We start from the raw sequence: 12,586 nt of genomic DNA on the forward strand, positions 1-12,586 counted from the left end.
TTGAGGAGAAATTATGCCAAAAAATTTATATTCAGATATATATCACATATTGAAGGGTGAAATTGATAGTAACGTTTATCCACCAAAAACAATTTTGCCTGGTGAAGAGGAATTATCAGAACGTTTTAGTGTAACTAGAAATACAATCCGCCGTGCCTTGAAGAAACTACAATCCGAAGGTCTAGTTTATACGGTTAAGGGACGTGGTGTAGTTGTACTTGAGCCAGTTACTGATAATCGAATGGTTTTTTCAGCCGCTAATCATTTTGGATTTCAAGATTTGATGAGTTTTCCACAGAACAAATCGATTCGAGAGTTGTCAACAAAAGTGTTAACCTTTGAGGAAGTTGAAATTGATAGTGCGTTGTCAGAGCACACTTCTTTCAGTTTAGGTGATATTGCTTATCACGTTGAGAGATTACGTATGGTAAATGGGAAGGCAATGGCCCTAGATACTAGTTATTTTAGAAAAGAAAATATGCCAGACTTGAGTGAAACTGATGCTCAAAAGTCTATTTATCAATATATTCGTGATGAAAATCTTTTTAAAATTGCAGCGGCTCGTTCAGTTGCGACTGTGGAGACAGCAAATGAAAAAGAAATTGGTTTGCTAGATTTGAATGAATCCAATTGTGTCGGTGTTTTAAAGAAATATGTTTATACTGATTTGGGCAGTTTGTTTGAATGTACTGAAACTAAATATATTCCTAATCATTTTTCGTTGGTTGGTTTTGAATCATATTAAGCACAAAAAAAGTGAGTACCTACTTAAAAGGGTACTCACTTTTTTGTTATGATTAGAATTTAATGATTTGATTGAAAATAAAGTTATCGGGAATAAAATGTGACTCGGTGTATTCGAATTGTTTACCATCGTCGTTGAATGCAAAACTGACCATATTACCCACGCAGTTATTGATTCCTAAATTGAGGTGTTCATAGTCAATTTGGGTAGCATGCTCAATTCGTAATTGTCGTTTGACTACAGCAATTTTCATCTGTAAATCTTTTTTTATGTAATCATAAATTGAGCCTGATGCGATTTCTGGTGTGATTTCTGGAACAATTTGCGCGTTGAAATAATTGATATCCAAAACTGCATTCTTGGTATTAATCCTGCGAACACGTTTGATGGCGTAGACGGGAACACCCACAGAGAATGATGTTTTCTGATGAAGTTTTTCGTCAACAATGATCTGTTGGAAGTCGGCAATAATTGTTTTTCGGTCTATCTTTTGATCACTATTGAGAGATTGAAGGCCATTTATTTTTGCCAAACTAAGGTTGATCTCCTTAGTTTGAGGAGTCTGCTCTAAAACAACTACTCCTTTACCTTTGACACTGTAAACAAGGCCCTCATTAACCAACTGTTTAATGGCTTTTCTGATTGCATAGCGACTAACGTTGAATTCTTCAATCAGAGCATCTTCAGTTGGCAAACGCATCTTAATGTTGTATTGTCCGCTTAAGACACGCTCTTTTAATATTGTATAAATATCGCTGTTAGTAGTTTCAACCATTATTAAATCTCCAATAAATATAATTGATCAATATATACTATTCATATTACATTATATTAAAAATGATTTAAACATATTACCTGAAAACTTAATTATAAATATAAGAATATATTCCAAAAATTTATGTGATTTATATATCATGGAATATTGTCTTAAACCATCCGCTTACGAATTAATTGTTCTTCAACAAATTTAGCAACTTGTTTACCGCCCTCGTTAGATAGATGGACGTGATCGCCATAATCAAACTCTGGTTTTAACTTGTCATCATTGCTGACAAAATCGGCAATATCAATAATATGAGGCATTTTTAATAGTTCATGATTGACGGCTAGACGAATCTTTTCCTTTTCTTCTGACCAGGCAAAAACGCCACCATTAATATTCCCATAAGCAGGTGTGATAGTCATTGGAACAAAAGTAATACCATGTTTTTTACACTTTTTCTTAAGAGCATGTACTGCCTTGACTAGGGCATTGACAGTAGGTAATTCGTTGATGGGTGCACCAGTACCAGGATGAAGCAAATCGTTGACGCCTTCCATAAATATTACAATATTAGGTTGATATTCGGCAATCATGTGATCAAAGCGGGTGAAACCAGCTTCACCAAAACTAGTGGACCATTGCGAGGTGCTGTGACCAGGATGAAGCAGACGATTACCAGAAATACCATAATTAGCAGTAACACAGTGGAATTCTTTTTCTAAATCAATGGAAAGTGGTGCTGCGTAGTTACCCTGATTAGTTAGGGAGTCACCGAATAAGGCAATTCTCTTATGAGCATGTTCAGTTTTCACTTGAATTTCTGAAATGCCGAAGAAATATTTGGTTTCTTTAGGATCAGAATTTTCAGTTCTAATTAAGTCATTAGAAATAGTTAGACCTAGTGTATGAATAGCTTTAGTAGGTGAAACAATGTCGACTGAAAGGTAGGAATCGGCGGGCAAATTGAAATCGATCCAATCAGACCATTCAACTAAGCGAGATTCCACGGCAAAAGACTTCTTGCCATCCTTTGTTACTGAAACTTTTTTCTTAGAATTAGTATAAATTTCCAAACTATCGATTACTAGTGGCGTTTCGCCATATAAATTGTTGAGTTGTAATCTAATTTTTTTACTTTCAAAGGGTTGGAATATTTCCAAATGTTGATGACCGTTAGCATTAATGTGGTCGAGGTTATCGTAGTTACTGAAGTTATGTTTCCATGTGGTAGTTTTAATCATAATAATTTCTTCTTTTTGAGGGTTCATATAATAGTATCATAACATGTTTAAACAGTTAGAGTGAAAGATAAAGTTAGAAAAAATAATGGTATAGATGAATTGTTAGACTTATCTATACCGTGAGTTATAATTACTTATAGTTCAAGTAAATATTTGTTATAACAAATATTGAGTTAAGTTCGGAGGCAAATACATGAAAGAGACGCCCAAATATGTGATTGTGGCGAATCGTTTAAGACAGCAGATTCTGGAGAAAGAATATCAAATAAATGAGCAGTTACCGCAGGAGACTGCCATAGCCAAGTCATTGAATGTTAGTCGAATCACGGTTCGAAAAGCTTTGGATATTCTGGTAAGTGAAGGATTAATTTATCGGATACAGGGGTCAGGAACTTTTGTCAAAGATAATCAACCAGGTGAGGGCGTTAAAAGTAAACAATCCTTAGAGATATTTGATTTTAATAAGTATTCCGTCAAGCTAATCAATTTTGGTGTAAGTAAGCCTAGCCCTACAGTAATGGATCAAATGAACATCAACCAGTTTGATCTGACCTATGAGATTCAACGGTTAATCATGAATGGTAAGACAATTATTGCTTTGCAAAATATTTTTATGCCGGTAAAGATAATTCAGGGAATGCAAATGGGGTCCTTAAATGGGTCAATTTATGATTTTATCGAGAAGGAACTGGATTTAAATATTGATAGCGCCATTAGAACCATTTCGTCGGAAATATCAAATGATGATACATCTAGAATATTGGACCTATCAAAGCCTGAACCTTTACTAACCGTGGAACAGCGCTCATTCTTAGATAATGGACAGATTTTTGAATATGCATATACTTACATTCGTTCGTCACAATTCTCATTACATGAATCAGTTTAGAACAAATATTGAATATCAGAAAGTGCAAATTTACGAAAGTGAATTTGCACTTTTTTTGTCTTTAAATGTTGGTACTGCGGTAAATAGGCGTTTTTAAATTTTTTAATTGAAAAATTGGAATAGGCATTGATTCATGTAATGAGAATTCAAAAGTGATATTTGTTATAACAAATATAAAAATGGTATTGACTTCAAATGTATATGCTTTTATACTGAAAGCGTTAACAAATGAAGGGGGTTTCATTATGAAACAATTAAAGATTGCTATTTTCTGTAGTGGAGGTTTTTCCACAAGTCTAATTGGTTCAAAGATGCAGAAAGTTTATGATGCTGAAGGTGCCGATGTAAAAGTTGATGCTTATGATTTCGGTATGGTTGATGAAGTTGGAGATGATGTTGACGTTATCTTGCTAGCTCCACAAATCGGTTGGGCATACGATCAAACAAAGGAAGCTCATCCAGATACACAAGTTATTCTATTGACCATGCAACAATTTGGTAGTATGGACGGACAAGTTCTTGTAGATGTATTGAAAGAGAAGGGAATTGGCTAAAATGGGGAAAAGCAAAGGAAGCGGGACACAAAAGTTCCAAGCAAACTTTACTAGAATAGCTGGTAAAATTGCTGCTAATAAATTGTTATTAACTTTACGTGATTCATTTATCATTGTTGCTGCAACATCAATGATTGCTGGTTTTGCTATTATGATTCAAAATGTTTTCGTTGATCCAACTAATGGGTTGATCTTCGGTAAACAAGGTCTAGGTTTAGGTCGTTTAATCAGTGGTTCATGGTCTGCATGGGCCACATCTGGTTTGTTCAAAGGTTTAACGACAACAGGTAATTTGATTGGACTCATTTCAAATGGTTCATTGAATACCTTTGCTGTATTGTTAGTTGTTATTTTTTCACACACATTTTCACGCAAATATTTCCCAAAGAGTAAGGAACATATGACTTCTGTTCTATACGCTCTAGGTGCATTCTTTATATGTATGCCATGGAAGTTCCAATACACACCAGATGGTGCTAAAAAGCCTATTGATGTTTTGAACTACATGGATACAACATTCTTTGGTACTAAAGGTGTCTTCGCTGCTTTACTAATTAGTGGATTCGCCGTTTGGATTTACAATAAGGTTCTTGAAAAGAATATTACTATTAAAATGCCAGACTCAGTACCACCAGCTGTTGCACGAAGCTTTGAATCATTGATTCCTGGTGTTATTACAATGGGTGTCTTCATTGTTTTGACAGGTTTGAGTACAACATTCACTGGTGAAACAATGCCTGAATTACTATTAACTGCTTTGCAAAAACCCGCTCTTGCTATTTCTGGTACTGGACTATTTGCCTTCGTATCACAAACAACATGGAGTTTGCTTCAATGGTTTGGTATTCACCCAACATCAATTTGGGGACCAATCTTTGGTTTAACATGGAATATCAATGATACTCAAAATATGCTAGGTCAAGCACATCACATTTACTCAACATTATTTATGAACTTCTCAACTGTTGCTGCTGGTTCATGTTCAGTATCACCAGTTCTAGCTTTGATCCTATTTTCAAAGAGAGCTGCTGCAAAGAAAGTTTCTAAGATTTCTTTGATGCCTGCCATCTTTAATATTTCTGAACCTGTTACTTTTGGTTTGCCAATTATCTTGAATCCTTTGTACTTCATTCCATGGGTAGTAGCTCAACCATTAGCATTCTATATCGGACTATTGTTTACAAAGCTTGGTTTCATCGGACCTATCGTAAACAATGTTCCATGGACAGTACCTACATTGCTTTCAGGACTTTTATATACTGGATCAATCAATGGATTAATTGTTCAAGCTGTAATTGTTGTTGCTACAACAGCCATTTACTACCCATTCGTTAAGATGGATAACAAGTTGAACCCAGATATTGTTAAAGAGACAGAAATGAACGAAGCTCATAAAGAATCAGAAAAGGAATTAAAGACAAGTCAAGCATAGGAGATGTCATTAACTTGGATGAAAAACAATTAAAACGCGCAATGGAATTGATCTCAGTTGCCGGAACTGCTAAATCAATGTGTATTAATGCAATGAATCAAGCAGAAAAAGGTGAGATCGATGCTGCTAGAACAACTTTGAAAGATGCCAAAAAGACTTTACATGAAGCACACAATATTCAAACTAAATGGATGACTGATGAAATGAATGGTGAACAAGTTGAAAAATCAATCATGTTGATTCATTCTCAAGATCATTTCATTTCAGCTGATATTATGATGACGGTTGCTGAAAAAGTTATCAATTTGCATGATGAAATTTCTCAATTAAAGGCTAAGGAACACGTAAATGAATAAGGATTTACAAGTAGACGGCATCTATACGGATAAGATGGTTGTTCCTGAAAACAAAACTTTTAAAATAAGTGGACGAGCCATTCGTAATACGATTGTCAGTGCCAAGATATTGGGGAAAGTTTTTACTACTATTACTGATGATAATGGATTATGGACAATTAAAATTTCAGCCTTACCAGAAAAAACGATAGCTGATATTGAATTGAAGAATTTAGATGAGACTTTGACCTTGAAAGATATTAAAACAGGTAAAGTAATTCTACTGACAGGACAATCTAATATTGAATTCAAATTTCGAGATGACGCCGAATATCAAAAACAAATTGACCATTTGAATTTACAAAATGTTTATTTCTACAACGTTCCACAATTGGAATATCAAGATAGTGAACTCACACTGCCAAAGGATTTGACCACATCTAGGTGGGAAACTGCGAATAAAGAGACACTTTGGGAAATGTCCGATATTGGTTATTGGATTGCCAAGGAATTGTCAAAGTTAGATCCTGATGAAGTAGTTGGTATTATTGATTGCTATAAAGGTGGAACTTCGATTTCTTCATGGGTTCCAGAAGAAGTCTTGCAAAGTAGTCAAGAATTGATTGAACGCTATGTTAAGCCTTTTAAAGAAGCCACGACTGGTAAAACCCAGGCTGATTATGATCGTGAATTTGCTGACTATAATGCTTCAGTAGAAAAACATAATACTGACTTAGCTAAATTTCAAAAGGAAAATCCTAAAGTTTCGTTGAGCGATGCCAAGGATAAAGTTGGTCATACACCATGGCCACCTCCAATGACACCAACATCTTATTTACGTCCAAACGGTTTGTTCCATACGATGATTGAGCAAGTAAGTAACTATTCTTTCAATAAAGTTGTCTGGTACCAAGGAGAAAACGATGCTGACAATCCTGATGTTTATGCCATTATGTTGCGTGGTTTAGTTTCGAGTTGGCGCAAATTGTTTGCCGACCAATCATTGCCGTTTTATATTGTGCAATTACCAGGTTATTATGACGAACCACAAAATGCTTGGGCCATTATTCGACAACATCAATTGAAAATTACGCAAACTTTGAATGATGTTCACTTAGTTTCCATTGCTGACACTGGTGAGAAACATAATATTCATCCTACTCATAAACGAATAGCAGGAACTAGAATTGGTAAAATCCTCTCAGATAAAAGTTACAATTCAACTCCATATGTTTATCGAAAACAAGTAGTAGGCGATCAGTTAATTTTGTTTGTCGCTTCAGTGAGTGCTTTAGTTCAACGTGGTAAAGCCGAAATGGATGTTAAAAAGGCCGGCAAGTGGTCAACACAAGAAGTTTCCGCAGTTGGCAATGTTATCGTGATCAGTAATGCCCAAGGTGTTGAAAAGATTCGTTATGCTTATGCAAATTATCCAGTGTGTACCTTATTTAATGAATTTGGTGCTCCACTAGCACCTTTTGAAATGGAGATTGAATAAAAAATGAGTAATTTAGGTTTAATTGATATTGGTGGAACATCTATCAAGTTTGCAGTAATGAAGAATGGTCAGTTGGAAAAATTAGAGCCAGTTAAAACTCCGCAAACACTCGAAGAGTTTTATCAAACTTTAACGGCTAAAGTGAATACGATGAAAACACAATATCAAATTACAGGTGTTGGTATCAGTTCACCGGGAGCTGTTAATAAGAAGACAGGTGTGGTTGAGGGAGCCTCCGCTATTCCGTATATTCATAATTTCGAAATTCAACAAGCTTTAAGTGAACGTTTCGATTTACCCGTCAGTATGGAAAACGACGCTAATTGTGCCGCTTTGGCTGAACTAGATTCAGGTGCTGGTAAGGATGTTTCAAGTTTGCTATTCCTAATTATTGGTACTGGAGTTGGTGGTTCGGTAATTATCAATCATCAAATTTGGCACGGTGCACATTTATTTGGTGGTGAATTTGGTTTTACACTTGTCGATAATAAAAATACTTTGAGCAATTTGGCTACATCGGTTGGTGTGGCTCAAAGATATAATGCCAATTCCAAACCAGTTACGAATTATAGTGGTAAAGAAGTTTTCGATTTGGCTGATCATGGAGATGCACGTGCACAAAAAGAAGTACAGACGATGTATTATTCCTTAGCCAAGGGAATCTATAACTTGCAATACAGTTTTGATCCCGAATTGATTGTTCTGGGGGGAGCAGTATCCAACAATCCACATTTGATTCCTGAAGTTGAAAAGGAAGTCGAAAAGATTCGTAAGGTTGTTAAAATTGCTTCAATTAAACCTGAAATTGTCCCATGTCACTATACTGACGAGTCTAATTTACGTGGTGCAGCAGTTGATTTTGCTCAAACTTATTCAAAGGGGGAAGCTTAAACAATGATAAAATTTCCAGATGATTTTGCCTGGGGAGCAGCTACTTCGGGTCCACAATCGGAGGGTAACTTTCATAAACCTAATCAAAATGTCTTTGACTACTGGTTTGAAAAGAAGCCAGACGATTTCTACGATGGAGTAGGACCTGATGAGGCTTCTAACTTCTATAATGATTATCAAAAAGATATTCCGTTAATGGCAAAAGCTGGTATCAAAGCTTTAAGAACCTCAATTCAATGGACACGTTTGATTAAAAATTTAGACACTGGTGAAGTTGATCCGGATGGAGCTGAATTTTATAACAATGTAATCAACTGTCTGATCGAAAATGGAATTGAGCCATACATCAATTTATTTCACTTTGATTTACCAGTTCAACTTTATCAAGAATTTGGTGGCTGGGAGTCAAAGCACGTGACCGACTTATTTGCTGATTACGCTGAGAAATGTTTTGAATTATTTGGTGATCGAGTTAAAAATTGGTTCACATTTAATGAACCTAAAGTTATTTTGGATGGAGAATACTTATATCAATTTCACTATCCATTAAAGGTTGATGGGCCAGCATCTGTTCAAGTTGCTTATAATTTGAACTTGGCATCGGCTAAAGCTATTAAACGTTTCAGAGCTTGGAAGGCAGCCAATAATTCTGATGCTAAAATTGGAACAATTCTGAATTTGACACCAGCTTATCCAGCTTCAAACGATCCAGAAGATGTTAAAGCCGCTAAGTTTGCTACTATGTGGGATGATAATATGTTCTTAGATCCAGCCGTCTTAGGACATTTTCCTGAAGAATTAGTACAGATATTAGACAATGCAGGTGTTCTTTTCCAGAGCACACCGGAAGAATTGAAATTGATTGCTGACAATACAGTTGATGTTTTAGGTGTTAATTTCTATCATCCTGAACGTGTCAAGAGACCTAGTGTTTCACCAAAGAGTCTTCAAGATTGGATGCCTGATATTTACTTCGATAATTACGAAATGCCTGGTCGAGTTATGAATGTCGACAAGGGATGGGAAATTTATCCACAGACGCTTTATGATATTGCGATTAATATTCGTGATAACTATAAAAATATTCCATGGTTTGTTTCCGAAAATGGTATGGGCGTCTCAAGAGAAGAGCGTTTCATGAAAGATGGCGTTATTCAGGATGATTATCGAATCAATTTTATTCATGATCATTTGGTTCAATTGCACAAGGGTATCGAGGCTGGTTCTAATTGCCACGGCTACTTTGTCTGGACCGCAATTGATTGTTGGTCATGGAAGAATGCCTATCGTAATCGCTATGGATTGATTCGTGATGATATCCATACACAAACAAAGACGTTGAAAAAGTCGGGACATTGGTACGCTAAAGTAAGTTCTGATAACGGATTTTAAATAAAAACAGTTAGGTCAAAATTGATCTAACTGTTTTTTTTACGTATGATCATAAAAAATCCTCTAGTTCATATTCGAACTAGAGGATTTTAGTATCTATTTGGTTGTTACTGTAGGATTTGCAGTCAATATCCAAGTTACTACGGCATTCATATTCTTAGATGATTTGTCGTAGCTGTAGTCGGAACTCTTGGGGAGAGTCATACTTGCTGAATCAGGTGTGTTAAATCCAGCTTTGATAACGCCAGGATTGTATGAACCTTTTTTAAGATCCATAACAGTTGAAGTGGTGCTGGCATTTGAAGTTAAAGAAGCAGCTTGAGTTGAAAGGTTAGTGGAACTGCTAGACACGTTATTGTTGTTGGAATCTAGTAGAGGCATAGAGCTTAAATCTAGAATAGCATCAAGAGATGTATTGTCTGCCCCAACTAGTGATCCCATTTTAGCATATAAGTTAAATCCAGGAATATCTTCTTTAGAAGTTAGATTACGTGAATCAGTAACTTGTAAAAGCCCTTTGGTATTACCATCTTCACCTGGATTTTCAATTCCAGTAGTATCGGCTGTATTATTTTTTAACTTAGCAGTTGTGCCTAAAGCAATGTTACCAAAATTGAAATCAGGTACAGCATCAAGTGTCAAGTAACCAGATAGAACAGTTACAGTGACAGTTGAAACTTTAGAATCAGCCACAGTTGTATCGTTAGCTGCCAATGAAGTAACAACAGAATCATCGGATTTAGTCAAATCACTCGTATTCACACTAATAGCATTAGCATCGGCTGCCTTAGCTGTTGTTAGGGGAGTTAAAGACAGGCTAAGACTTGTCAAAGCTAATATACGAATGATATTTTTTAGTAATTTCATTAGCTAACCCCCTAACTGTTATATTAGTGACTCTATTTCATACTTAGAGTTTATCAAAAGAAGCCATACGGTTTGTATCTAAATTTATAAATGTTTTTTATCTAAATTGAAAAATGATTATAAACAAAAACAAGACCATTTCTATTAAAAAAATTCAAACGAGTATATTTGGTGTTTAAACAGTCATATATACTAAAAATCCTTTATTTCTAATCTTTTAAACGATTTATTTGTATCTATGTTAATCTAGAGATATTAAATGAAAACGATTGCATTAGGAGAGAGAATAATGAAAGATGTTGCTTTAATAGATGTTGGTGGTACTAGTATTAAATACGGATTATGGGATAGTAAAAATGATCAATTGGTCGAAAAAGGTGCTTTTGATACTCCAAAGGATCTTGCAGGGTATTATGCGGGCTTGACCAAAGTAATCAATGATTTTAAGACCAATCATGAATTAGCAGGAGTAGGGATGAGTACTCCAGGAGCAGTTAATAAAGAGACTGGTATTATCGAGGGTGCCAGTGCTTTGCCCTATATTCACAACTTTAAGATACAGGACGAATTAGAAAAACGTTTTGGGTTACCAGTAAGTATGGAAAACGATGCTAATTGTGCTGCCTTAGCTGAAATGGATCGTGGCGTAGCCAAGGGATTGAAGAATTTGATTTTTATCGTTATTGGTACAGGAGTCGGTGGTTCAGTTATCATGGATGGACATGTTCATCATGGAAAACATCTTTTTGGTGGTGAATTTGGTTACACCCTTGCTGAAGGTTATAAGACTCTAAGTAATGTTGGTACAGCAGTTTCCCTAGCTAAACGTTACAATGAAGCCAAAGGTACTAACTATTCAGGCAAAGATATTTTCGATTTAGCTAAGAATGGAGACAAATTAGCTCAAGAATATGCTCATGATTTATATCATCATTTGGCCGTGGCTATTTATAACTTACAATATGGTTTTGATCCAGAGATGATAGTATTAGGTGGAGGAATATCTCAATCTGATACTTTAATACCTAATATTGAAAAAGAAATTCAAATCATATTAGATAAAGTAGAGATTGCTCCATTTATGCCAGTAATCAAATCATGTAAGTATCATAATGATGCCAATTTGATTGGTGCCTACGTTGACTTCAAACAGAGTATGTAATTAGTGACAAAAATCTAGAGAAGAACTTGAATCAAAAGGAGCTCATATTAACTGTATTGGTTAATATGAACTCCTTTTTTGATATATCCAAAATTAAATATATAAAGTTACCTTTACTTTCAAAAATACCGAAATAATCAAATATGATAATTGTGATTTTTGTTATTTTAAGTAAATAAATAAAAAAATATATCGGTTCTATGTAAACGATTTATCTTACAAAAATGTCACATGAGACTAACACTTTGGTAATTATGCCCTTCATTCATTTACTTTTAATTTTGGTTGTTCATAATGAAAAACGGTAAAGCAATTCTTTATCATAATTTTCTAAGCAATTAAAAGTAATTTTTTATGAGAAAGTTTACCGAGTACAAAGCGTATATTGTGGAAAGTTACAGTCAATTCAATTATAATAAATTTGTTTAAACAGATAATCAAGCAATCATATGTCGGCCTTGCGATTGGTCAAAAAGTGATAAATTTCTTTATAAAAAGAGCATACGTATGATAGCGAAGATTTTATTATAATGTTTATACAAATGATATAGAAATAACAATAATCAATTATTTAGGTTCATTTCTTAGTTTGACACCATTTATATTGAATGGTTAGATAGTTTTCGCATAAAGCAAACTCTTTTTAACGAGGTGTTGATTATGAAAAATAGTTTACTTGTTTTCCTAAAAAAACCAGCAACGGTTTTTATTATTAAGACAGTTGTATTTTTCGCTATTTTCTTAGTGCTCTTATATATATATGGGTATAACGGTGTTGGTAGTGCCAAATTTATTTACAACGAATTTTAACGGGAGA

Annotated in this window: 13 protein-coding genes; 10 read left to right on the forward strand and 3 right to left on the reverse strand. The window is 34.8% G+C overall.

Features of this window, described 5'->3' with window-relative positions; genetic code table 11:
* The first annotated feature begins 13 nt into the window (after positions 1 to 13).
* Entirely contained in the window at positions 14 to 745 is a 732-nt protein-coding gene (locus LKACC16343_RS03490) for a GntR family transcriptional regulator (protein ID WP_056954218.1), read from the forward strand.
* A gap of 52 nt (positions 746 to 797) precedes the next feature.
* Here the strand turns inward: LKACC16343_RS03490 and LKACC16343_RS03495 are convergent, their stop codons facing one another.
* Both LKACC16343_RS03495 and LKACC16343_RS03500 read right to left on the reverse strand, forming a co-directional pair.
* On the reverse strand, positions 798 to 1,520 hold the full coding sequence (locus LKACC16343_RS03495) for a UTRA domain-containing protein (RefSeq protein WP_056954219.1): 723 nt from the start codon (positions 1,518 to 1,520) through the stop codon (positions 798 to 800).
* Positions 1,521 to 1,672: 152 nt separating this feature from the next.
* Positions 1,673 to 2,749, reverse strand: a complete 1,077-nt coding sequence (locus LKACC16343_RS03500) for a GDSL-type esterase/lipase family protein (protein WP_056954221.1) — start codon at positions 2,747 to 2,749, stop codon at positions 1,673 to 1,675.
* Positions 2,750 to 2,942: 193 nt separating this feature from the next.
* On the opposite strand from LKACC16343_RS03500, the gene LKACC16343_RS03505 reads away from it, so the two are divergent.
* The 7 genes from LKACC16343_RS03505 to LKACC16343_RS03535 all read left to right on the forward strand — a co-directional run bounded on the left by LKACC16343_RS03505 (position 2,943) and on the right by LKACC16343_RS03535 (position 9,740).
* The gene (locus LKACC16343_RS03505; RefSeq protein ID WP_056954223.1) at positions 2,943 to 3,638 is read left to right on the forward strand and encodes a GntR family transcriptional regulator; all 696 of its coding nucleotides are present in this window, start codon (positions 2,943 to 2,945) and stop codon (positions 3,636 to 3,638) included.
* A gap of 245 nt (positions 3,639 to 3,883) precedes the next feature.
* Positions 3,884 to 4,192 (forward strand): PTS sugar transporter subunit IIB, encoded by a 309-nt coding sequence (locus LKACC16343_RS03510; RefSeq protein ID WP_056954226.1) that lies wholly within the window; start codon positions 3,884 to 3,886, stop codon positions 4,190 to 4,192.
* 1 nt (position 4,193) lies between these two features.
* Positions 4,194 to 5,624, forward strand: coding sequence for a PTS sugar transporter subunit IIC (locus tag LKACC16343_RS03515; protein ID WP_056954227.1), 1,431 nt, complete (start codon positions 4,194 to 4,196; stop codon positions 5,622 to 5,624).
* A gap of 14 nt (positions 5,625 to 5,638) precedes the next feature.
* Positions 5,639 to 5,980, forward strand: coding sequence for a PTS lactose/cellobiose transporter subunit IIA (locus tag LKACC16343_RS03520; protein ID WP_056954229.1), 342 nt, complete (start codon positions 5,639 to 5,641; stop codon positions 5,978 to 5,980).
* Positions 5,973 to 7,457: a sialate O-acetylesterase gene (locus LKACC16343_RS03525; RefSeq protein ID WP_056954231.1), complete on the forward strand. Its 1,485-nt coding sequence runs from the start codon at positions 5,973 to 5,975 to the stop codon at positions 7,455 to 7,457. Before LKACC16343_RS03520 ends, LKACC16343_RS03525 begins: the two co-directional genes overlap by 8 nt.
* Before the next feature lie 3 nt (positions 7,458 to 7,460).
* Positions 7,461 to 8,348 (forward strand): ROK family protein, encoded by an 888-nt coding sequence (locus tag LKACC16343_RS03530; RefSeq protein ID WP_056954233.1) that lies wholly within the window; start codon positions 7,461 to 7,463, stop codon positions 8,346 to 8,348.
* Between the two features lie 3 nt (positions 8,349 to 8,351).
* Entirely contained in the window at positions 8,352 to 9,740 is a 1,389-nt protein-coding gene (locus tag LKACC16343_RS03535; RefSeq protein ID WP_056954235.1) for a glycoside hydrolase family 1 protein, read from the forward strand.
* A 96-nt stretch (positions 9,741 to 9,836) separates the two neighbouring features.
* On the opposite strand, the gene LKACC16343_RS03540 is transcribed toward LKACC16343_RS03535, so the two are convergent.
* Positions 9,837 to 10,607 carry a WxL domain-containing protein gene (locus LKACC16343_RS03540; protein ID WP_056954237.1) on the reverse strand — a complete coding sequence of 257 codons (771 nt, stop codon included), beginning with the start codon at positions 10,605 to 10,607 and terminating at the stop codon, positions 9,837 to 9,839.
* Positions 10,608 to 10,896: 289 nt separating this feature from the next.
* On the opposite strand from LKACC16343_RS03540, the gene LKACC16343_RS03545 reads away from it, so the two are divergent.
* Together LKACC16343_RS03545 and LKACC16343_RS03550 are read left to right on the forward strand one after the other, a co-directional pair.
* On the forward strand, positions 10,897 to 11,769 hold the full coding sequence (locus LKACC16343_RS03545) for an ROK family protein (RefSeq protein WP_056954239.1): 873 nt from the start codon (positions 10,897 to 10,899) through the stop codon (positions 11,767 to 11,769).
* Between the two features lie 660 nt (positions 11,770 to 12,429).
* A complete protein-coding gene (locus LKACC16343_RS03550; RefSeq protein ID WP_056954241.1) occupies positions 12,430 to 12,579 on the forward strand; it encodes a teichoic acid D-Ala incorporation-associated protein DltX in 150 nt (49 codons plus the stop codon).
* Positions 12,580 to 12,586 lie beyond the last annotated feature (7 nt).

The organism is Companilactobacillus bobalius (assembly GCF_002179915.1).
Taxonomy (GTDB): domain Bacteria; phylum Bacillota; class Bacilli; order Lactobacillales; family Lactobacillaceae; genus Companilactobacillus; species Companilactobacillus bobalius.

Coding starts and splice junctions, on each gene's coding strand:
- LKACC16343_RS03530 (WP_056954233.1), top strand. CDS start 7,461: ATGAGTAATTTAGGTTTAATTGATATTGGTGGAACATCTATCAAGTTT.
- LKACC16343_RS03510 (WP_056954226.1), top strand. CDS start 3,884: ATGAAACAATTAAAGATTGCTATTTTCTGTAGTGGAGGTTTTTCCACA.
- LKACC16343_RS03505 (WP_056954223.1), top strand. CDS start 2,943: ATGAAAGAGACGCCCAAATATGTGATTGTGGCGAATCGTTTAAGACAG.
- LKACC16343_RS03550 (WP_056954241.1), top strand. CDS start 12,430: ATGAAAAATAGTTTACTTGTTTTCCTAAAAAAACCAGCAACGGTTTTT.
- LKACC16343_RS03515 (WP_056954227.1), top strand. CDS start 4,194: ATGGGGAAAAGCAAAGGAAGCGGGACACAAAAGTTCCAAGCAAACTTT.
- LKACC16343_RS03535 (WP_056954235.1), top strand. CDS start 8,352: ATGATAAAATTTCCAGATGATTTTGCCTGGGGAGCAGCTACTTCGGGT.
- LKACC16343_RS03500 (WP_056954221.1), bottom strand. CDS start 2,749: ATGATTAAAACTACCACATGGAAACATAACTTCAGTAACTACGATAAC.
- LKACC16343_RS03490 (WP_056954218.1), top strand. CDS start 14: ATGCCAAAAAATTTATATTCAGATATATATCACATATTGAAGGGTGAA.
- LKACC16343_RS03545 (WP_056954239.1), top strand. CDS start 10,897: ATGAAAGATGTTGCTTTAATAGATGTTGGTGGTACTAGTATTAAATAC.
- LKACC16343_RS03540 (WP_056954237.1), bottom strand. CDS start 10,607: ATGAAATTACTAAAAAATATCATTCGTATATTAGCTTTGACAAGTCTT.
- LKACC16343_RS03525 (WP_056954231.1), top strand. CDS start 5,973: ATGAATAAGGATTTACAAGTAGACGGCATCTATACGGATAAGATGGTT.
- LKACC16343_RS03495 (WP_056954219.1), bottom strand. CDS start 1,520: ATGGTTGAAACTACTAACAGCGATATTTATACAATATTAAAAGAGCGT.